Source organism: Streptomyces sp. NPDC104761 (assembly GCF_055583445.1).
Map to the genome: position 1 here is coordinate 543,354 of NZ_JBVJNZ010000002.1, position 20,294 is coordinate 563,647.

Annotated in this window: 18 protein-coding genes and 1 riboswitch; of the genes, 7 read left to right on the forward strand and 11 right to left on the reverse strand. The window is 71.2% G+C overall.

Going from position 1 to position 20,294, the window contains the following annotated elements; translation table 11 throughout:
- Positions 1–37: 37 nt before the first annotated feature.
- On the reverse strand, positions 38–1,600 hold the full coding sequence (locus tag ACZ63F_RS08975; RefSeq protein WP_469709819.1) for a carboxylesterase/lipase family protein: 1,563 nt from the start codon (positions 1,598–1,600) through the stop codon (positions 38–40).
- Between the two features lie 441 nt (positions 1,601–2,041).
- On the opposite strand from ACZ63F_RS08975, the gene ACZ63F_RS08980 reads away from it, so the two are divergent.
- Together ACZ63F_RS08980 and ACZ63F_RS08985 are read left to right on the forward strand one after the other, a co-directional pair.
- Positions 2,042–2,539: a hypothetical protein gene (locus ACZ63F_RS08980; protein WP_469709820.1), complete on the forward strand. Its 498-nt coding sequence runs from the start codon at positions 2,042–2,044 to the stop codon at positions 2,537–2,539.
- Positions 2,540–2,553: 14 nt separating this feature from the next.
- On the forward strand, positions 2,554–2,970 hold the full coding sequence (locus ACZ63F_RS08985; protein ID WP_469709821.1) for a hypothetical protein: 417 nt from the start codon (positions 2,554–2,556) through the stop codon (positions 2,968–2,970).
- Between the two features lie 20 nt (positions 2,971–2,990).
- On the opposite strand, the gene ACZ63F_RS08990 is transcribed toward ACZ63F_RS08985, so the two are convergent.
- From ACZ63F_RS08990 to thrC, 5 genes are all read right to left on the reverse strand, one after another.
- Complete coding sequence (locus tag ACZ63F_RS08990; protein WP_469709822.1) at positions 2,991–4,118, reverse strand: NADH:flavin oxidoreductase; 1,128 nt, start codon at positions 4,116–4,118, stop codon at positions 2,991–2,993.
- Between the two features lie 266 nt (positions 4,119–4,384).
- Positions 4,385–6,007, reverse strand: coding sequence for a chaperonin GroEL (gene groL / locus ACZ63F_RS08995; RefSeq protein ID WP_093501458.1), 1,623 nt, complete (start codon positions 6,005–6,007; stop codon positions 4,385–4,387).
- A gap of 369 nt (positions 6,008–6,376) precedes the next feature.
- A complete protein-coding gene (locus ACZ63F_RS09000; protein ID WP_019057200.1) occupies positions 6,377–6,583 on the reverse strand; it encodes a cold-shock protein in 207 nt (68 codons plus the stop codon).
- A 468-nt stretch (positions 6,584–7,051) separates the two neighbouring features.
- Complete coding sequence (locus ACZ63F_RS09005; protein WP_093501456.1) at positions 7,052–7,327, reverse strand: MoaD/ThiS family protein; 276 nt, start codon at positions 7,325–7,327, stop codon at positions 7,052–7,054.
- Between the two features lie 57 nt (positions 7,328–7,384).
- Positions 7,385–8,668 carry a threonine synthase gene (gene thrC / locus ACZ63F_RS09010; RefSeq protein ID WP_469709823.1) on the reverse strand — a complete coding sequence of 428 codons (1,284 nt, stop codon included), beginning with the start codon at positions 8,666–8,668 and terminating at the stop codon, positions 7,385–7,387.
- An 18-nt stretch (positions 8,669–8,686) separates the two neighbouring features.
- A riboswitch (SAM riboswitch) is annotated at positions 8,687–8,840 on the reverse strand.
- A gap of 157 nt (positions 8,841–8,997) precedes the next feature.
- Here thrC and ACZ63F_RS09015 point away from each other — a divergent pair.
- Positions 8,998–9,942, forward strand: a complete 945-nt coding sequence (locus ACZ63F_RS09015; protein WP_352355926.1) for a glucosyl-3-phosphoglycerate synthase — start codon at positions 8,998–9,000, stop codon at positions 9,940–9,942.
- A 160-nt stretch (positions 9,943–10,102) separates the two neighbouring features.
- Positions 10,103–11,536 carry an alpha,alpha-trehalose-phosphate synthase (UDP-forming) gene (locus ACZ63F_RS09020; protein ID WP_469709824.1) on the forward strand — a complete coding sequence of 478 codons (1,434 nt, stop codon included), beginning with the start codon at positions 10,103–10,105 and terminating at the stop codon, positions 11,534–11,536.
- A 109-nt stretch (positions 11,537–11,645) separates the two neighbouring features.
- On the opposite strand, the gene otsB is transcribed toward ACZ63F_RS09020, so the two are convergent.
- From otsB to ACZ63F_RS09035, 3 genes are all read right to left on the reverse strand, one after another.
- The gene (gene otsB, locus ACZ63F_RS09025; RefSeq protein ID WP_469709825.1) at positions 11,646–12,497 is read right to left on the reverse strand and encodes a trehalose-phosphatase; all 852 of its coding nucleotides are present in this window, start codon (positions 12,495–12,497) and stop codon (positions 11,646–11,648) included.
- A 160-nt stretch (positions 12,498–12,657) separates the two neighbouring features.
- Complete coding sequence (locus ACZ63F_RS09030; RefSeq protein WP_093501446.1) at positions 12,658–12,891, reverse strand: DUF3263 domain-containing protein; 234 nt, start codon at positions 12,889–12,891, stop codon at positions 12,658–12,660.
- A gap of 17 nt (positions 12,892–12,908) precedes the next feature.
- Positions 12,909–14,198 carry an extracellular solute-binding protein gene (locus tag ACZ63F_RS09035; protein WP_469709826.1) on the reverse strand — a complete coding sequence of 430 codons (1,290 nt, stop codon included), beginning with the start codon at positions 14,196–14,198 and terminating at the stop codon, positions 12,909–12,911.
- 109 nt (positions 14,199–14,307) lie between these two features.
- On the opposite strand from ACZ63F_RS09035, the gene ACZ63F_RS09040 reads away from it, so the two are divergent.
- The 3 genes from ACZ63F_RS09040 (at position 14,308) to ACZ63F_RS09050 (ending at position 17,508) form a co-directional block, all read left to right on the forward strand.
- The gene (locus ACZ63F_RS09040; RefSeq protein ID WP_469709827.1) at positions 14,308–15,249 is read left to right on the forward strand and encodes an ROK family protein; all 942 of its coding nucleotides are present in this window, start codon (positions 14,308–14,310) and stop codon (positions 15,247–15,249) included.
- Positions 15,249–16,475, forward strand: coding sequence for an N-acetylglucosamine-6-phosphate deacetylase (gene nagA, locus ACZ63F_RS09045; protein ID WP_469709828.1), 1,227 nt, complete (start codon positions 15,249–15,251; stop codon positions 16,473–16,475). The genes ACZ63F_RS09040 and nagA overlap by 1 nt, the downstream gene beginning before the upstream one ends.
- Positions 16,476–16,578: 103 nt before the next feature.
- Positions 16,579–17,508 carry a 1-phosphofructokinase family hexose kinase gene (locus ACZ63F_RS09050; protein WP_469709829.1) on the forward strand — a complete coding sequence of 310 codons (930 nt, stop codon included), beginning with the start codon at positions 16,579–16,581 and terminating at the stop codon, positions 17,506–17,508.
- Here ACZ63F_RS09050 and ACZ63F_RS09055 read toward each other — a convergent pair.
- Both ACZ63F_RS09055 and cdgB read right to left on the reverse strand, forming a co-directional pair.
- Positions 17,505–18,452, reverse strand: coding sequence for a carbohydrate-binding protein (locus tag ACZ63F_RS09055; protein ID WP_469709830.1), 948 nt, complete (start codon positions 18,450–18,452; stop codon positions 17,505–17,507). The genes ACZ63F_RS09050 and ACZ63F_RS09055 overlap by 4 nt on opposite strands.
- A 118-nt stretch (positions 18,453–18,570) precedes the next feature.
- Positions 18,571–20,226, reverse strand: coding sequence for a diguanylate cyclase CdgB (gene cdgB, locus ACZ63F_RS09060; RefSeq protein WP_469709831.1), 1,656 nt, complete (start codon positions 20,224–20,226; stop codon positions 18,571–18,573).
- Positions 20,227–20,294: the final 68 nt, after the last annotated feature.

The following is a 20,294-nucleotide window of genomic DNA, read 5'->3' on the forward strand; positions in this document are numbered from 1 at the left end:
AGCCAGGCCTGGCCGGCCGGGCCTGGCCCCGCCGCGGTCAGCCGAGCAGCGGTGACGGGCCGAACTCGTACCCCTCCCACAGCCGCCTGCTCGTCTCCTCCGGGTACGCCGTCACGGTCGGTGCGGTGTCCAGGACCTGGGTGGTGCGGGCCTCGGTGTCGAACGCCGGCCAGCCCGGGTCGCCCGTCGCCGCGAAGGACGTCCACGCGGCGCGGAAGCGGGCGGAGAGGGCCCTTGCCTCGGGGGTGACGCCGGCGTCGGCCCAGAGCAGGTTGGCCAGGTCCGCCTCGAACGTGCCGAACAGGAGCGGGATGTCCAGGCCGTGGCAGGCGCCGAGGAGGCCGCCGTTGCCCGGGGCGCCCCAGGTCAGCTCGTAGAGGTGGGCCCGGCCGCCGCCCGCGGTCTGTGCCTCCGCCAGGCGCAGGGACGGTATGGCGAACAGCCAGTCGGTCTGGACCCGTTCGTACAGCTCGCTCGGCGAGGCGTCGGGGTGGGCGGCGCGGTAGGCGTGGTCGCCCGCCGCGCCGCCCGGTGCGAACAGGCGCAGGGCGCCGGTCGCCTGCTCCTCCGTGATCTTGCCGTACATCCCGCTCATGACGAGGAACAGGCGGAACTCGTCGCGGTTGTGGCCGACGAGGAGGTCCACGTCGCGGGCGGAGCCGGCGGCCAGTGCCTGCCAGGGGGTGGTGGGGAGCACCTCGCCGTCGACCACCGGGGAGAACGGGGTGACCGTCGGCGCGATCTGGCCCCAGCGGTCCACGTACTGGGGCATCTTGGCGCCGAGCGCCTGCCCGGCCTCGGTCAGCCGGCGCGGATCGGTCGTCGCCAGGTCGGCCGCCGTGGGGCGCAGGCCGGCCTCGGCGGCGAGGGCCCTGCCGATGTCCTCGGCCAGGTCGAGGGAGAAGAACGTGCCGGGGACGCTCTGGGCGATCGCCCGCCGGAACAGCCCACGCGCCCTGTCCATCGCCAGCAGGGACGCCACCGACCCGCCGCCCGCCGACTCGCCGAAGACGGTGACCTGGTCCGGGTCGCCGCCGAACGCCGTGATGTTCTCCCGCACCCACTCCAGCGCCGCCACCTGGTCCAGCAGGCCCCGGTTGGCGGGTGCCCCCTTGATCTGGGCGAAACCCTCCATGCCGACGCGGTAGTTGAGGGAGACCACGACCACGTCGCCGTCACGGGCGATGTGCTGGGCGTCGTACCCGGGGCTGCCGGAGTGGCCCAGCTTGTAGGCGCCGCCGTAGATCCACACCATCACCGGGCGGCGGGCGGCCGGGTCCGGATCGGGTGTCCACACGTTCACCGTCAGCCAGTCGTCGCCCTCGGGAGCCTCCAGGACACCCGTGCGGCCCTGGATGCCGAGGTCCTGCGGGGGCGGCGGGCCGAAGGCGTACGCCTCACGCGTGCCCTCCCACGGCCGCGCCGGGCGCGGCGCCGCGAACCTGGCCGCTCCCACCGGGGGTTCGGCGAACGGGATCCCCCGGAAGACCGCCAGGCCGTCCTCCCGCACCCCGCGCACGGCACCGGCGGCGGTGCGCACGACGGGGCCCTCGGCAGCGGAGGCCGGCTCGCGGGGCTCGGAGGACTCGTTCGTGATCATGATGGCTCGCTTTCGGGGGCTGGGTGCTGCCACTTCCGACGACTGACCGCCCCGGTTTCACGGCCGGTCACCGATGAAACGTCCGGCCGCTCGCACGAGTGCCGAACACCCCTCACCCGTTGGAGTGAATCCAGACAGTCCAGGTCAGCCGGGCCGGCCCATGAACGCCCTGGCCTCCGCCTCGTCGATCTCGTACACCGTCTCACGGGCCCGCGGATCCCGCGCAGGGAACACGTGTCCGCCCGGCCGAACGGCACCGCTGACGCCGGCGGCCGTCACAAGCCGATAACGAAGTACGTGCGACAAGTGGCCCGGACAGCACCCCACTTGAGGCGTTCCCGCAGCTCAGCGTCGCGCTCTGCGCCCCTTCCCCGGAGGCGTCCGCACAGCATCCTGACGTCCCACACCTCACCAGCCAGCCGCCGACCGGAGAGCCGAGCCGTGACGAACCCCCCGACCCCCGCGCCGGGACCAGCGCCGAGGACCGGCCTGCTCAAGCAGTTGCGCGTCTCGCTCCTGATCACCCTCGGGATCTCGGTCTGGATCGCGCCGGGGGACCTCCTGGCGGGGCTGATGGGAGGGCACTTCCTCGCGACCCTGGCCGACAAGGCCTCGGGCGCGCTCCTCGTCTGCGCCCTCGTCGCCCTCGTCCACTCCGTGATCTACGGCGCGATGCGCTTCGGACGCCCCGAGACACGCGACGTGCGGGGTGTCCGGGCCGCGGTGGGGGTGCTGCTGGCGCTCGACGTGGTCCCGCTGTTCGCGGCGGGTTACGTCGTACTGGCCCTCATACCCCTCCTGGCCATCGTCGGGGGCTGGGTCTTCGCGAGGCACAGAGGCACGGATGCGGACGCCGGTTCGTACGGCGCCCTGATCTTCGGTGTGGCGTCCCTGCCGGTGCAGGGCGTGGTCGCCCTGGTCATGGCGATCCTGAGGTGACCATGTCCATGTGCATGTCCATGTCCATGTCCGAGGACACCGGCGCCATGTGGGCCGTCCTGCTGACGCTCGCGGGGCTGCCCGCGGTGGGATACGCGCTCGTCACCCGGCTCACCGGGCGGGGGCGCAAGGGGCGACCGCCCTGGCGGCCGGGGGACGATCCGGTCTTCTGGACCTGCGCGGGTGCGGCCCTCGCCGGACAGGCGCTGGCCGCGACCACCGTGGTCGGCGACTGGGGCGGGATCTCCGGAGTGCTGTGGACGATGTTCGCGGCCGGGTGCTGCGCCGGCGCCGTCGTCTATACGTACGACGCCTTCGCGCGTCCAGCCGGGTCCGGATCCGGACCCGCCCCCCGCGGGCCGCGGCCCGCCCTCCTGCTCGTCGCGCCCTACGCGTTCGCCCTCGGGTTCTTCTGGCTGGCCGCCGGCTGACCCGAGGGCGAACCGCCGGGTCAGCTCAGGGTCTTCAGCGACGCCGCGTCGTACGACGCGAGTTCGTCCGTGCGGCCGGTCAGGATCTTGGCCGCCCACTCGGGGTCCTGGAGGAGGGCGCGGCCGACGGCGACCATGTCGTACTCCTCGCGCTCCAGGCTGTCGAGGAGGTCGTCGATGCCCCTGGTCCCGGAGCCCTCGCCCGCGAAGGCCCTCAGGAACTCGCCGTCGAGGCCGACCGAGCCGACGGTGATGGTGGGCCTGCCGGTGAGCTTCTTGGTCCAGCCGGCCAGGTTGAGGTCGGAGCCGTCGAACTCGGGGACCCAGTAGCGGCGGGTGGACGCGTGGAAGACGTCGACACCGGCGGCGGCCAGCGGGGTGAGGATCGCCTCCAGCTCCTCGGGGGTCTCGGCGAGGCGGGCGTCGTAGTTGTCGGACTTCCACTGCGAGTAGCGGAAGATGACCGGGAACTCCGGGGAGACCGAGTCGCGTACGGCGGCCACGACCTCCGCGGCGAACTTCGTACGGGCGACCGGGTCGCCGCCGTAGGCGTCGGTGCGGCGGTTGGTGCCCGCCCACAGGAACTGGTCGAGCAGGTAGCCGTGGGCGCCGTGCAGCTCGACGCCGTCGAAGCCGATGCGCTCGGCGGCGGCCGCGGCCTCGGCGAACGCGCGGATGACGTCGTCGAGGTCCTGCGAGGTCATGGCCTTGCCCTCGCCCTCGGTGCCGTCCAGGCGGATGCCGGAGGGACCGACGGCGGGGGCGTCCGCGACCGGTGCCTGGCCCTGCTTGCGGACCATGCCGATGTGCCACAGCTGCGGGACGATCGTGCCGCCCGCCGCGTGCACCCCCTCGGCGACCTTGGCCCAGCCCGCCAGCTGCTCCTCACCGTGGAAGCGCGGGACGCGGCTGCTGCCTCCGGCCGAGTCGTGACCGACGTACGTCCCCTCGGTGACGATCAGACCGACACCGGCGGCGGCCCGGCGCGAGTAGTACGAGACCACGTCCTCGCCGGGGACGCCGCCGGGGCTGAACTGGCGGGTCATCGGCGCCATCACGATCCGGTTGGGGACCGTGAGCCCGTTCAGGGCGACAGGGCGGGAGAGGATCTCGGCCGCGCGGGAGGCGGGGGGCGTGGTGACGGTCACGTGGGGGGCTCCTCGTGAATAGGACGTATACCGGATGGTATGTGCACGCGCATTGAGTGCACGTCTGTTCACAACGGCCTGCCCGGTCGTACGCATTCCCGCCCCCGCGCGGACGGTCGTGTGACCCAGGACACAGATTCGGGCCGAAAGCACGCCCCGTCAGGGGCGCTGCCCTCTCCGGCTGCGGAAACGCCGAAGGGCGGCACCCCCTGTCGAACAGGGAGTGCCGCCCTCGGTGCTGCGTCGGAACTGCCGAGCCGTCAGGCTCAGAAGTCCATGTCACCGCCCGGCATGCCGCCCGGAGCGGCCGCGGCGGCCTTCTCCGGCTTGTCGGCGATGACGGCCTCGGTGGTGAGGAACAGCGCGGCGATGGAGGCGGCGTTCTGCAGGGCAGAGCGGGTCACCTTCGCCGGGTCGATGATGCCCTCGGCGACCAGGTCGACGTACTCACCGGTCGCGGCGTTCAGGCCGTGACCCGGGGTGAGGTTGCGGACCTTCTCCACCACGACGCCACCCTCGAGGCCGGCGTTGACGGCGATCTGCTTGAGCGGGGCCTCCAGGGCGAGCTTCACGGCCTGCGCGCCGGTCGCCTCGTCACCCTCCAGCTCCAGCTTCTCGAAGACCTGGGAGGCCTGGAGCAGGGCCACGCCACCACCGGCGACGATGCCCTCCTCGACGGCCGCCTTGGCGTTGCGCACGGCGTCCTCGATGCGGTGCTTGCGCTCCTTGAGCTCGACCTCGGTCGCGGCACCGGCCTTGATGACGGCGACGCCACCGGCGAGCTTCGCCAGGCGCTCCTGGAGCTTCTCGCGGTCGTAGTCCGAGTCGGACTGCTCGATCTCGGCGCGGATCTGGTTGACCCGGCCCTGGACCTGCTCGGTGGAGCCGGCGCCGTCGACGATGGTGGTCTCGTCCTTGGTGATGACCACCTTGCGGGCGCGGCCCAGCAGGTCGAGGGTCGTGTTCTCGAGCTTGAGACCGACCTCCTCGGAGATGACCTCGCCACCGGTGAGGATGGCGATGTCGTTCAGCATCGCCTTGCGGCGGTCGCCGAAGCCCGGGGCCTTGACCGCGACGGACTTGAAGGTGCCGCGGATCTTGTTGACGACCAGGGTCGACAGGGCCTCGCCCTCGACGTCCTCGGCGATGATCAGCAGCGGCTTGCCCGACTGCATGACCTTCTCCAGCAGCGGGAGCAGGTCCTTGACCGAGGAGATCTTGGAGTTGGCGATCAGGATGTACGGGTCGTCGAGGACGGCCTCCATACGCTCCATGTCGGTGGCGAAGTACGCCGAGATGTAGCCCTTGTCGAAGCGCATACCCTCGGTGAGCTCCAGCTCCAGACCGAAGGTCTGGGACTCCTCGACGGTGATGACGCCTTCCTTGCCGACCTTGTCCATGGCCTCGGCGATGAGCTCGCCGATCTGGGTGTCGGCGGCGGAGATGGAGGCCGTGGAGGCGATCTGCTCCTTGGTCTCGACGTCCTTCGCCTGCTCCAGCAGGGCACCGGAGACGGCCTCGACGGCCTTCTCGATACCGCGCTTCAGGGCCATCGGGTTGGCACCGGCGGCCACGTTGCGCAGGCCCTCGCGGACCAGGGCCTGGGCGAGCACGGTCGCGGTGGTCGTACCGTCGCCGGCGACGTCGTCCGTCTTCTTGGCGACTTCCTTGACCAGCTCGGCGCCGATCTTCTCGTACGGGTCCTCCAGCTCGATCTCCTTGGCGATGGACACACCATCGTTGGTGATCGTGGGGGCGCCCCACTTCTTCTCAAGGACGACGTTGCGGCCCTTGGGGCCGAGGGTGACCTTGACGGCGTCGGCGAGCTGGTTCATACCGCGCTCAAGGCCGCGCCGCGCCTCCTCGTCGAACGCGATGATCTTGGCCATGTGAAGTGGTCCCTCCAGGACTGGGGGTGAGTCTTCGGACCGCGCCCGCGCCCGCGACGGACGGCTCGCCGACCCGTGGGTTCCTTGCCCCACCCGGTCCGCGGGCCTCACCGACCCGGTCCTTCTTTGTCACTCTCACCTTCAGAGTGCTAACGCCAATGATTAGCACTCGACCCAGGAGAGTGCAAGGCGCGCTCGCGAAGCGAGTGCCCGTTGGGGGGTGGCGGCCGGGCGACGGGCGGGCGCAGCCGGCTCTCGAGGACCGGGGCCCGGGAACATGGCCGGGACATGCCGAAGGGCTCGTGCCCCGGGAGGCACGAGCCCTTCGAACAAGTACAGAAGAACGTCGCTGATCAGTCGGCGCGTGCTTCAGCTGGTCGCCAGCCGGACCATGTCCGCCTGCGGCCCCTTCTGGCCCTGCGAGATCTCGAAATCGACCCGCTGACCTTCCTCGAGGGTGCGGTAGCCGTCCATCTGAATCGCGCTGTAGTGGACGAAAACATCCGCACCACCGTCGACCGCGATGAAGCCGTACCCCTTCTCCGCGTTGAACCACTTGACGGTGCCCTGAGCCATGCCTAACTCCCCTATTACTGGCCCTTGCACAGATCCACACTTCGCGGATCCGGGTCAGACCTCACCCCCCATTGGTTGGGGGCGTGCGCCGGAACGCGTCGACCGCGGCTGAATGTATCTGTCCAACTGCCGTCTGCAACAGGTCAATCGGACGAGAATTCTCGAGGGAAGGGGTCCGGAATGTGGTAAGAATTCGGCCGAATTCAGGGCAAGTCGGGCCCCATAAAGACCACAAAAGCCGCATATAACCCGGGCACTTTGGCTGCTTCTTGTCGGGCTCGCGGTATCGAATACGGGGCCCCCGACCTGGAGATCGGGACCGTGTTCCCCAACTGTACCGCGCTCAACCACACAGAATTGCCCCCTCCGCTTCTCTCACGGAGGGGGCAATCGGATGAACAGTCGGTGATCGGCGTTACCGAAGGTAATGTTCGGTCATTCGATCAGCCTGTCAAGCGGGGCCGCAGGTCAGCCGCCGGCGACGGCCGGGATGATGGAGACGCCGGCGCCGTCCGGGGTGGCCGTCTCCAGGCCCTGCTCGAAGCGCACGTCGTCGTCGTTGACGTACACGTTGACGAACCGGCGCAGCTTGCCCTGGTCGTCCAGAACCCGCGCGGAGATACCGGTGTGGTTCTTCTCCAGGTCCGAGATGACCTCGCCGAGGGTGGTCCCTTCGGCGGCGACTTCGGCCTGGCCCCCGGTGTAGGTGCGCAGGATGGTGGGGATGCGAACGGTGACGCTCACGTTTTTACCTCCGGTCCGGGCGGCACCTCTGGGCGGCGCCCTATTTCTCGGGGGGACTCAGGCGAGCCCGGCCTCGCGGAAAGACTCCAGATTCGGGCGAATGGTCGCGGTGAGCCCGGTCCCCGCCACCGCGTCCAGCGTCTTCAGTCCATCACCGGTGTTGAGTACAACGACCGACTTCGCCGGATCAATCAACCCATTCTCGATGAGCTTTTTGGTGACTCCAACCGTCACTCCGCCGGCGGTTTCCGCGAAGATTCCCTCGGTCCGCGCGAGCAGCTTGATGGCGTCGACGACCTGCTCGTCGGTGACGTCCTCCACCGCTCCGCCCGTGCGCCGCGCGATGTCGAGGACGTACGGCCCGTCGGCCGGGTTGCCGATGGCGAGGGACTTGGCGATGGTGTTCGGCTTCTGCGGGCGGACCACGTCGTGGCCCTCCTTGTACGCCACCGACACCGGCGAGCAGCCCTCGGCCTGGGCGCCGAAGATCTTGTACGGCTTGTCCTCGACGAGACCGAGCTTGATCAGCTCCTGCAGCCCCTTGTCGATCTTCGTGAGCTGCGAGCCCGAGGCGATCGGGACGACCAGCTGGTCCGGGATCTGCCAGCCGAGCTGCTCGCAGATCTCGTACGCGAGGGTCTTGGAGCCCTCCGCGTAGTACGGCCGGAGGTTGACGTTGACGAAGCCCCAGCCCTCGCCGGCCGGGTCGCCGATCAGCTCGGAGCAGAAGCGGTTCACGTCGTCGTAGTTGCCCTCGATGCCGACGAGCTCGCCGCCGTAGATCGCGGCCATGACGACCTTGCCCTGCTCCAGGTCGTGCGGGATGAACACGCAGGAGCGGAAGCCGGCCCGGGCGGCCGCGGCACCGACCGCGCCGGCCAGGTTGCCGGTGGAGGAGCAGGAGAGGGTGGTGTAGCCGAAGGCGCGGGCGGCCTCGACGGCCTGGGCGACGACGCGGTCCTTGAAGGAGTGCGTCGGGTTGCCGGAGTCGTCCTTCACGTACAGGCCGCCGGTGACCCCGAGCTCGCGGGCCAGGTTCTCGGCCTTGACGAGCTTGGTCCAGCCGGGGTTGATGTTCGGCTTGGTCGCCACGTCCGCGGGGACGGGCAGCAGCGGCGCGTAGCGCCAGATGTTCGCGGGACCCGCTTCGATCCGCTTGCGGAGTTCCTCGGTGTCGTAGGCCGAGAAGTCGTAGGCGATCTCCAGCGGGCCGAAACACTCCTCGCAGGCGAACACCGGGCCGAGCGGCACCCGGTGACCGCACTCGCGGCAGCTCAGGGCGGCGGCGGGACCGAGGTCTACGGTGGAATCCGTGGTGCTTGCAACAGTCTGCACAGCCATGTGAGGCGAGGCCCTTTCTCCTCATCTTCCTCACGACGCATCTCGTCGTGAGACGGATTTGGCACCTTCCCTAGCCGGGAGCCTCGCGGTGATCGACAGTGATCTACGAGTACCGACTGGAGGGTTGCCGGGGCTTCAACGGGCCGTTTCCCTCTGCCCCTCTGGATGAGCGGTATGCGGTTGTCAACGTCGGGTGACCCCAGGACATGCGATGGTCATCGGCGTTGTTCAAGACTGTAACCGAAGGCCAGGACAGTTGAGGGAGTCGTCCGAACCGCGAGATGGATCACACGTCGTCGTGTGACCGTGACAGTGAGGAGCCGCTGACCGTGCTGGAAGAAGTCGAGCGCTGGCTGGCCACCCGCTCCTGGTCCGTAACCGACCGTCCGCTGCACAAGGTGATGGCCGCCAAACGGTCCTCCGGGCAGACGGTCAGCGTCGTGCTGCCCGCGCTCAACGAGGAGGAGACCGTCGGCGACATCGTCGCGATCATCCGCCACGACCTGATGCAGCAGGTGCCGCTCGTCGACGAGATCGTGGTCGTCGACTCCGGCTCCACCGACCGCACGGCGGCCGTCGCCGCGGCGGCCGGCGCCCGCGTCGTGCACCGCGACGCGATCCTGCCCCGCATCCCCGCCGTCCCCGGCAAGGGCGAGGTCCTGTGGCGCTCCCTCCTGGTCACCACCGGGGACATCGTCTGCTTCGTCGACGCCGACCTGCGGGAGTTCTCCTCCGACTTCGTCACCGGCATCGTCGGCCCGCTCCTCACCGACCCGGGCGTGGACCTCGTCAAGGCGATGTACGACCGCCCGCTCGGCGGCGCCGCCGGGCAGGGCGGCCGGGTCACCGAGCTGATGGCCCGCCCGCTGCTGAACATGCACTGGCCGCAGCTGGCCGGCTTCGTCCAGCCGCTCGGCGGCGAGTACGCGGCCCGCCGTTCGCTCCTCGAACAGCTGCCCTTCCCGGTCGGCTACGGCGTGGAGCTGGGCATGCTGGTCGACGCCCTGCACCTGGTGGGCCTCGACGCCCTCGCCCAGGTCGACGTCGGCGTCCGCAAGCACCGCCACCAGGACGGCCAGGCCCTCGGCCGGATGTCCGCCGCGATCTACCGCACGGCCCAGCTCCGGCTGGCCCGCGGCCACCTGATCCGGCCCTCCCTCACCCAGTTCGAGCGGGGCGAGGACGGCTTCGAGCCGCGGACGTACTCCGTGGACACGGAGGAACGGCCGCCGATGGTGGAGATCACGGAGTACGCGGAGCGCAAGGTGGCGTGACGTCGTGGCGTGACGTCGTGGCGTGACGCCGGTGACGCCGGTGACGTCGGTGACGTCGTGGCGTGACTTCGTCGTACGGCCGTATACGGCGGCGCGTCGGGCACGTCCGTACGTTTGAGCGTTTACGGGCCGGGCTAGGTTGTGGCGTATGGCTTCCCCCATGGCTTCCACCGGCGGTGCCGAGGTGCTGGTCGCCTCGAACCGCGGCCCGGTCTCGTACGCACGACGTGAAGACGGTTCCCTGTACGCCAAACGAGGCGGCGGCGGGCTGGTCTCGGGTCTGTCGGCGATCGGCCCGGACGCGAACGCGGTGTGGGTGTGCGCAGCGCTCGGCGACGGCGACCGGGAGGCGGTACGGCGGGCCGAGGGCGGCCGGCTGCCGGCCGGGGACACCGGCGGGCAGCAGGTCCGGATGCTCGACATCGCCGCCGACGTGTTCTCCGACGCGTACAACGGCGTCGCGAACTCGGTCCTCTGGTTCGTCCACCACATGCTGTACCAGACCCCGCTGGAACCGGTCTTCGACGCGGAGTTCCGCCGGCAGTGGGCGTCCTACCAGGCCTACAACCGCGCCTTCGCGCAGGCGCTGGCCGAGGAGGCCGGCCAGGGAGCGGTGGTGGTCATCCAGGACTACCACCTGGCGCTCGCGCCCCGGATGCTGCGGCAGCTCCGGCCGGACCTGCGCATCGGCCACTTCTCCCACACCCCCTGGGCGCCGCCGGACTACTTCCGGCTTCTCCCCGACGACATCGCGGCGGAGCTGCTCAGCGGGATCCTGGGCGCCGACCACGCGGCGTTCCTCACGCGGCGGTGGGCGGACGCGTTCGTGGACTGCTGTCATGCGGTGCTGGGGCCGGGCATTCCCTCATCGGACACCAGGATCGGGGTGCACGGGCTGGGTGCCGACGCGGACTTCCTGCGGAAGCGGTCGCACGAGCCGGACGTGGACGAGCGGATGCGGGCGCTGCGGGAGGAGATCGGCGGCGAGGGGCGCAGGACGATCGTCCGGGTCGACCGGACGGAGCTGTCGAAGAACATCGTGCGGGGGCTGCTCGCGTACCGGCAGCTGCTCGACGACCATCCCGAGTGGCGGGAGCGGGTGGTGCACGTCGCGTTCGCGTATCCGTCGCGGCAGGACCTGTCCGTGTACCGCGACTACACGGCGGAGGTCCAGCGGGTCGCTGACGAGATCAACTCCGCCTACGGGACGGCGGGTTGGACGCCGGTGGTGCTGCACGTCAAGGACGACTTCGCACGGTCGCTTGCGGCGTACCGGCTCGCCGACGTGGCGCTGGTGAACCCGATCCGGGACGGCATGAACCTGGTGGCGAAGGAGATCCCGGTGGTGTCGGACGAGGGGTGCGTGCTCGTGCTGTCGCGGGAGGCCGGGGCGTACGAGGAGCTGGGTGAGGACGCGGTGGTCGTGAACCCGTACGACATCGGGGGGACGGCCGACGCGTTGGCGCTGGCGCTGGCCATGCCGGTGGAGGAGCGGGCGGAGCGCTGCAAGAAGCTGGCCGCGGCGGCTACGGCGCTGCCGCCGGCGGCCTGGTTCCTGGAGCAGCTTGAGGCGTTGGGCGGGTCGGTTCGGTAGCGACGGATCTGCGCGCCGGTGGGGGCTGGTCGCGCAGTTCCTCCCCCAGCCTTCGGCCGGGGGGACCCCCAGCGCCCCTCACGGGGCGCTCTAGTAGGGGCGTTACCCGTCATGAAGCGCTCAGCGCGGCCAGGCTTCTCAGCAGTCGTACGACTCCCTCCGGACCGTCCACCACCACGTCCGCCCTGTCCGCCAGCTCTGTCACCTCGGTGCTGCCGCTGCACACCAGGAGGCCGGGGACGCCCTCCTCGCGGAGTTTCTCGACGGCGGCGAAGGCCGGGATGTCGCCCAGGTCGTCGCCGGCGTAGAGGATCGCGCCGGCGTTGATGTGCCGTGCGTACTCGCGCAGGGCGACGCCCTTGTCCATGCCCGGGGGACGGAGTTCCAGGACGAGGCGGCCCGGTTCGACGATCAGGCCGTGCTGGGTGGCGAGGTCGGTGAGGGGGGCCCGGAGGGTTTCGAAGGTGGCCTGGGGGTCGGGTGCGCGGCGGGTGTGGACCGCGATCGCCCGGCCCTTCTCCTCGATCCAGGTGCCGTGCGAGGCGCCGGCGCGGTCGAGGAGGGCGGGGAGTTCGGCACGGACGGCGGCGATGCCGGGGTGCGGGGGCGGGGCGGTGAGCTCGCCGGTCGCCGCGTCCCAGCGTTCGGCGCCGTAGTGGCCGAGGACGACGAGGTGTTCCAGGCCGGGTACGTCCGCGAAGCCGCCGTAGCGGACGGCCACCTCGGCCGGGCGGCCGGTGACGACGGCGACGGCGGCCACCTTCGGGGCGAGCGCGGCCAGCACCGGCACGGCGTCCGGGTGGGCCCGCGCCTGCTCGGGGTCGGCGACGATCGGCGCGAGTGTCCCGTCGAAGTCGAGACCGACGAGGGCGGAGCCGGGCCGCGCGAGGAGCGCGGCGAGGCCGTCACGCCCGGCGGCGGTGCGCGGCGTCGGGAGGGGTTCCGTGATGTGGGTTCCCATGGGCCGACACTATCCGAGCAACGTCCCGTGAGGGGCGCGGGGAACTGCGCGACCAGCCCCCACCGGCCCGCACATCCGTCTCCACCGAACGGGGGCCGAAGGGGGCGCAGCCCCCTGGAGGACGGGACGGGTGGGGGCGGCGGGGGCGCGAATTCCCGGCTCAGCGCTCCGAGCGGCGCGCGTCCCGTACCCTCCGCAGCCGATTCACCGTCACCGGGTCGTGGGCCAGGGCCCCCTCGTCGTCGAGCAGGGCGTTCAGGAGCTGGTAGTAGCGCACCGGAGCCAGGTCCAGTTCCTCGCGTATCGCGCGTTCCTTCGCGCCGGGGCTGGGAAAGCCCCGGCGTTCGAGGGCGAGGATGGCCTGCTCGCGCGCGCCCAGTTCGTGCCGGTCCATGGCGAGAACCGTAACGCTCAGCGGGTCCCGAGCGTACGGCTGTCGGCCGTCGCCGCCTCGGCCTGGATACGCGTGAGGACCCCGGTGGGGTCGCCGGTCGGGCTCACCGCCGCACCGATCTGCTTCTTTATGTCGGCGCTGATCGCGGCCCAGGAGGTCTTGCCCGCCGGGTAGAGCTGCGAGGTGGGCAGCTGCTCCAGGAAGGGGCGCAGCTGCTTGTCCTCGGGCCGGGTGGAGTCGGTCATCGCCTGGGAGGCTGACGTGGTGACGGGCAGCAGGCCGTACTCGCGGGAGAAGGCGAGGACGTTCTTCTCGCTGTAGACGTAGTTCAGGAAGTCGCCGACCTGCTCGGCGTGGCCGTTCTGCTTGAACGCCGCCATCCAGTCGGCGACGCCCAGGGACGCGGTGCTGGTGCTCTGCCCGGCGCGGGCCGGCATCGGGACCGTGCCGAACTTGACGCCCTTCTTCTCGGCCTGCTTGATCAGCGTGGGGTGGCCGTTGAGCATGCCGACCTGGCCGTCGGCGAAGGCGGCGAACGCGGTCGCGCGGTTCAGCTTGCCGGGGGCGACCGGACCCGTCAGGCCCTTTCCGACGAGGTCGTCCTTGAGCCAGGTGAGGGTGTCGATGTTCTGCGAGGAGTCGATCGTGTACGTGCCGGTGTCGTCGGTGTAGCCGCTGCCGCCGCTGAGCAGCCACTGCATGGTCTCCGCCTGCGCCTCCTCGGGGCCGAGCGGCAGCGCGTACGGGTACTTCACGCCGTCCGCCTTGAGCGCCTTCGCGTCGGCTTCGAGCTCGTCCCAGGTGGTGGGCGGGGTGGTGATGCCGGCCTGGGAGAAGAGGGTCTTGTTGTAGAAGAGGACGCGCGTGGAGGCGGCGAAGGGTATGCCGTACTGCGCGTGGTTCCACTGGCCCGCCTCGGCGAGCTGGGAGGGGAAGTCGGCCTGGACTGGGATGGAGAGCAGGTCGCCGGCCTCGTACAGCTTGCCGGCGGCCGCGTAGTCGGCGTACGCGCCGATCTGCGCCAGGTCGGGGGCGTTGCCGGCGTCGACCATGTCCTTGACCTTGCGGTCGACGTCGTTCCACGAGTAGACGGTGACGTCGACCTTCACGCCGGAGTGCTGGGCCTCGTACGCCCTGGCCAGCTTGTCCCAGTACTTCTGGGAGCTGTTGGCGGCGGAGTCCCCGTAGTCGGCGGCGACGAGTCTGAGGGTGACGTCCGAGGATCCCGTCGTCCCGCACCCACCGAGGACCGCCGTCATGCCCGTTGCGGACACCACCGCGATCATTCCTGCCCTACGCCGCCGCACGTCTACTGCCCCTGTCCAACTGTCTCGTCGTTCAACATGTCTGACCTATAAGGTCTACACCACGTAAGTGGACTAGACCTCTTGCGGGTCGACGGGCCACACTGTTCCCGTGAGACATGTCATCGCCCTGGACGTGGGCGGCACCGGAATGAAGGCCGCGCTGGTCGGCCCGGACGGCGAGCTGCTCCACCGGGACCGCCGGGCGACCGGCCGGGACCGCGGCCCCGACGCCGTCGTCACCGCCATCCTCGACTTCGCCGCCGAGCTGCAGGCGTACGGCGCGCAGCACCTCGGCGAGCCGGCGTCCGCGGCCGGCCTCGCGGTCCCCGGAATCGTGGACGAGCAGGCCGGAGTCGCGGTCTACTCGGCCAACCTCGGGTGGCGCGACGTGCCGCTGCGCACCCTCCTCGCCGACCGCCTCGGCATCCCGGTCGCCCTCGGCCACGACGTGCGCACCGGCGGCCTGGCCGAGGGCAGGCTCGGCGCGGGCCGGGGCGCGGACCGCTACTTCTTCGTGGCCCTCGGCACCGGGATCGCCGGGGGCTTCGGCCTGGACGGCCGGGTGGAGCCGGGCGCGCACGGCTTCGCGGGCGAGATCGGCCATGTCGTCGTACGGCCGCAGGGTGCCCCGTGTCCGTGCGGGCAGCGCGGCTGCCTGGAGCGGTACGCGTCGGCGGCCGCGGTGAGCGAGGCGTGGGCGAAGGCCACCGGGGCCCCGGACGCGGACGCGGCGGACTGCGCCAAGGCGGTCACGTCCGGCGACCCGAACGCCGTCCGGGTGTGGGGCGACGCGGTGGCCGCCCTGGCCGACGGCCTGGTCACGGCCCTCACCCTCCTCGACCCCCGGGTCCTCATCGTCGGCGGTGGCCTGGCGGAGGCGGGGAGCGTCCTGTTCGACCCGCTGCGGGAGGCGGTGGAGCGCCGGGTGACGTTCCAGAAACTGCCGACGATCGTCCCGGCCGAGCTCGGGGACACGGCCGGCTGCCTGGGCGCGGGCCTGCTGGCCCAGGACTTGTTGAAGACGACGACTACTGCGGAGGTAACCCCCTGATGGCTGCGAAAGAGCCGCACTACAGCGCCCCTGCAGGGGCGCGGGGAACTGCGCGACCAGCCCCCACGGACCCGCAGCCCGCAGACCACGGACTGGTCCTCTCCGGCGCCCGGGCAGTCCTCCCCACCGGAGTAGTCGAAGATGCCCGACTCGCGGTCGAGGGCACCCGGATCAGCGCCACCCCTTCCGAGAACGCCCACGTCATCGACCTCACCGGCCACTGGCTCCTGCCCGGCTTCGTCGACATCCACAACCACGGCGGCGGCGGAGCCTCCTTCAGCTCTGGCACCGCCGAGCAGGTCCTCACCGGCGTCCGCACGCACCGCGCGCACGGCACCACCACGCTCGTGGTCTCCACCGTCACCGACGACATGGACGTCCTGGCCCGCCAGGCCGGTCTCCTCTCCGAGCTCGCCGAGCAGGGCGACATCGCCGGCATCCACTTCGAGGGCCCCTTCATCTCCCCGTGCCGCAAGGGCGCCCACTCCGAGGCGCTGCTGCGGCACCCGGACCCGGCGGAGGTCCGCAAGCTGCTCGACGCGGCGCGCGGGCACGCGAAGATGGTCACGCTCGCCACCGAACTCCCCGGCGGCATCGAGTCGGTACGGCTGCTCACGGAGCACGGCGTGATCGCCGCCGTCGGCCACACGGACGCGACGTACGAGCAGACGGTGGCGGCGATCGACGCGGGCGCCACGGTCGCCACCCACCTGTACAACGCGATGCCGCAGATCGGCCACCGCGCGCCCGGTCCGATCGCCGCCCTCCTGGAGGACGAGCGGGTGACGGTGGAGCTGATCAACGACGGCACCCACCTGCACCCCGCCGCGCTCCAGCTGGCCTTCCACCACGCGGGGCCGGACCGGGTCGCGTTCATCACGGACGCGATGGACGCGGCCGGCAGCGGTGACGGCCGCTTCCTCCTCGGCCCCCTGGAGGTCGACGTCACCGACGGGGTGGCCCGCCTGGTGGACGGCGGTGCCATCGCCGGCTCCACGCTGACGCTGGACCGCGCGCTGCGACGGGCGGTGACCGTCGACAGGCTGCCCGTCGAGCACGCCGTCGCCGCCCTGTCCGCCAACCCGGCGCGGCTGCTGGGCCTCTACGACCGGGTCGGCTCGCTGGAGCCCGGCAAGGACGCCGACCTGCTCGTCCTGGACGCGGACTTCACGCTGAAGGGCGTGATGCGGCAGGGTACGTGGGTGGTCGCACCCGAACTGGCCTGACTGCGGCCCTCTCTTGGGAGACGGCGACCTAGGCCGGTCGCCGTCTCTTTGGCATGATCGTGCCCCCACCGATGGCACGGGCATGCACGAGGGAGGTCGCCCGGTGATTCTCACCGTCACCCTGAACACCGCTCTCGACATCACCTACCGGGTCGGCGCCCTGCGCCCGCACGCCTCGCACCGCGTCTCGGACGTGGCGGAACGGCCGGGCGGCAAGGGGGTCAACGTGGCCCGGGTGCTGGCCGCGCTCGGCCACGAGACGACGGTGACCGGCTTCGCGGGCGGGGCCACCGGCCGGGCGGTACGGGACCGACTCGCGGACACCCCGGGCATACGGGACGCACTGCTGACGGTCACCGGCCCGACCCGCCGCACCATCGCCGTCGTGGACGAACTGACGGGTGACACGACCCAGTTGAACGAACCCGGCCCGCAGATAGCGCCCGCCGAATGGGGCGTGTTCCTCGACCGCTACGAGGAACTGCTCACCGACGCCTCAGCCGTGGCACTGTGCGGCAGCCTGCCGCCCGGGGTCCCGGTGGGCGCGTACGCCGGCCTGATCAAGGCGGCCCGCTCCGTCGGCGTCCCCGTCCTCCTGGACACCAGCGGTGAGCCGCTGCGGCGCGGGGTCGCGGCCCGCCCCGACCTGGTCAAGCCGAACACCGACGAACTCGCCGAACTCACCGGCTCCCACGACCCGGCCCGCGCCACCCAGGACGCGCGTCGCCGGGGCGCCCGGACGGTGGTCGCCTCCCTGGGCGCACAGGGCCTGCTGGCCCTCACCCCGGAGGGCCGCTGGCGCGCCACCCCGCCCACCCGCGAACACGGCAACCCGACCGGCGCCGGCGACTCGGTGGTCGCCGGCCTGCTCTCCGGCCTCGTCGAACAACTCCCCTGGCCGGACCGCCTGACCCGCGCGGTCGCCCTGTCGGCGGCGACGGTGCGGTCAGCGGCGGCGGGCGAGTTCGACCCGAGGGCCTACGAGAAGCTGCTCGGCCAGGTCACGGTGACCGGTGGGACGACGGCCGCCTAGCCCTTGTTCGTGTGCTTGCCCTGCTCCACCCACAGCTGGTCCAGCAGGATGTCGCAGCTGTCCCCGCTCTGGCAGGACAGGGAGATCGTGTTGGTGCCCTTGGTGAGGGTGGGGTACGTGTAGCTGGTCGTCCAGGCGTTGGCCGGGTCGCTCTGGCCCGTGTAGTTGTTCAGCGGGAACTTGCTGCCGAACTCCTTGCCGTTGATGGTGAGCGTCATGCTCTCGTCCTGTGTCGCGCTGTAGTGCGCGAAGACGGTGTAGAGGCCGTCCGCCGGGATGCCGTTGACCGTCCAGGTGACGCCCGCACCGGTCTGGTTGAAGTTCGTCACGTAGATGCCGCCCGCGGCCTTCGCGCCCTTGACGTCCGAGGCGAGCGAGGCGCCGCCGTCCAGACGGAGGGCCTTCGCGTCGATCGGCGGGATGTCGCCCGTCGATGACGCCGAGCTCGTGCTCGACGGTGAAGGCGAAGCGCTCTCGGACTGGGTCGGGGTGGTGGAGGCTCCGCTGCCGGCCTTGTTGTCGTCGCCGTTGCCGTTCATCATCGCGACGCTGATGCCTATGACGACGGCGGCGACGACCGCGACGGCGCCGATGAGGAGACCCTTGGTGTTGGGGCCGCGGCCGCGGCTCGCGGGCGGCATCGGCGTACGGGTGGTCGGGGCTCCGCCCGGGAAGGTCTCCGGGGCCTGGTAGGCGGCGGCCGGCTGCTGGCCGTAGCCGGCGCCGGGCTGCTGGGGGATGGTCTGGCCGCCGTACTGCGGTGCCTGCTGCTGGCCGCCGTACGTACGCTCGCCGACCGAGCGCACCCTGCTGACCTGATGCGGGTAGCCGTAGCCACCGCCACCGGACGGCGGCTGGGCTCCTCTGGCCTGACCATCGGCGTACAGGTAGCCGAACGGGTCGTCGTCCTCGGGCGTGCTCGCGCCGTTGTCGCCGGGCGTCATCCCTTGGTACTCCTCAACAGGTGCGGGCGGATGCGGTACAGGTATTGAGAGTCGAGCCTACCCGGTCCGACTGAGCCAAACGGGTGACTCGAATCGCATCAGCACGATGACCTGCGGATCATCCGGCACGGCGATGTGCTTTGGGACGAGATCGTTTCTCTACGTACATCCGCTCGTCGGCGGATTTCAGGACTTCGTCCGCCGTCATGCCGCAGTGCGCCCATCCGATGCCGAAACTGGCCCCCACCCGCACGGCCCGGCCCTCGGCGCGGATCGGCTGGATGATCTCGTTGCGCAGGCGTACGGCCAGGTCCTGGGCGTCGGCCTTGCCCAGCCCGTCGGCGAGGATCACGAACTCGTCGCCGCCGAGGCGGGCCACGGTGTCGCCGTCCCGGACGCCCCGGGTGAGCCTGCGGGCGACCTCGATGAGGACCGCGTCGCCCGCGTTGTGGCCGAACCGGTCGTTGATCGACTTGAAGCCGTCGAGGTCGCAGAAGAGCACCGCGAGCCCCTTGGCACCGTCGTCGCGGCCCTCCTCGGGGGCCACGGTGTGCACGTGGTGGTCGTAGCCGCCGTCGTACGACTGCACTGTGCCGGCGAAGTCGAAGCCGTGGCCGTTGGCGTCGTAGGCGGGGTGGCCGTAGGCCGCGTCCAGGGACTCCAGCTCCCCGGCGTGACCGGCGCGCCGGCAGAGCCGGGAGGAGAGCCGGGAGCGCAGCTCCGCGGAGTTCGGGAGGCCGGTGAGGGAGTCGTGGGAGGCGCGGTGGGCGAGCTGGAGCTCGCGGCGCTTGCGTTCCTCTATGTCCTCGACGTGGGTGAGGAGGAAGCGGGGGCCGTCGGCCGCGTCGGCGACGACGGAGTTGCGGAGCGAGACCCACACGTAGCTGCCGTCACGGCGGCCCAGGCGGAGCTCGGCGCGGCCGCCCTCGGCGGACGTGCGGAGCAGGGTGCCGATGTCCTCGGGGTGGACCAGGTCGGAGAAGGAGTAGCGGCGCATCGCGGAGGCGGGGCGGCCCAGCAGGCGGCACAGGGCGTCGTTGCTGCGCAGTATGCGGCCGTGCTGGTCGCCGCCCATCTCGGCGATCGCCATGCCGGAGGGGGCGTACTCGAATGCCTGCCGGAAGCTCTCCTCGCTGGCCCGCAGTGCCTGCTGCTCGCGCTCCAGGCGGACCAGGGCACGCTGCATGTTGGCCCGCAGCCGGGCGTTGCTGATCGCGATCGCGGCCTGGAAGGCGTACATCTGCAGGGCCTCGCGGCCCCAGGCGCCCGGGTGGCGGCCGTTGCGCGGGCGGTCGACGGAGATCACGCCGAGCAGTTCGCCGCAGGAGCTGCCCGATATGCCGGGCGTGTACATCGGGGCGAAGAGCCGGTCGGAGGGGTGCCACTCGTCCTCGAAGCGCGGCGCGGGGCCGTCGGTGTACCACTGCGGGACGTCGTCGTCGTCGAGGACCCAGCCCTCGGTGTGCGGTATGAAGACGAGGTCGCCCCAGTTCTCGCCCATGTTCAGCCGCCGCTCCCAGGACTCGCGGGAGCCGACCCGGCCTGTGATCAGGGACTCGGCGGCGGAGTTGCCGGAGAAGGCGGCGACCACGAGGTCGCCGTCGGGGCGTACGAGGTTGACGCACGCCATCTCGTAGTTGAGAGCGGTGATCACGCCGTCGGCGACGGTCTGCAGTGTGTCCGCCAGGCTGCGGGCCGTGTTCATGTCGGCCATGACCTGGTGCAGCTGTCGCAGGGACGCAAGACGGACGTACGGCTCCGACTCGGTCTCCATGCTCGCCCTCCCCCCGAGACCTCGCAGCGAATCAAGGGTCTGCTTCGGCGCCTACTTTTCCCCGCCAC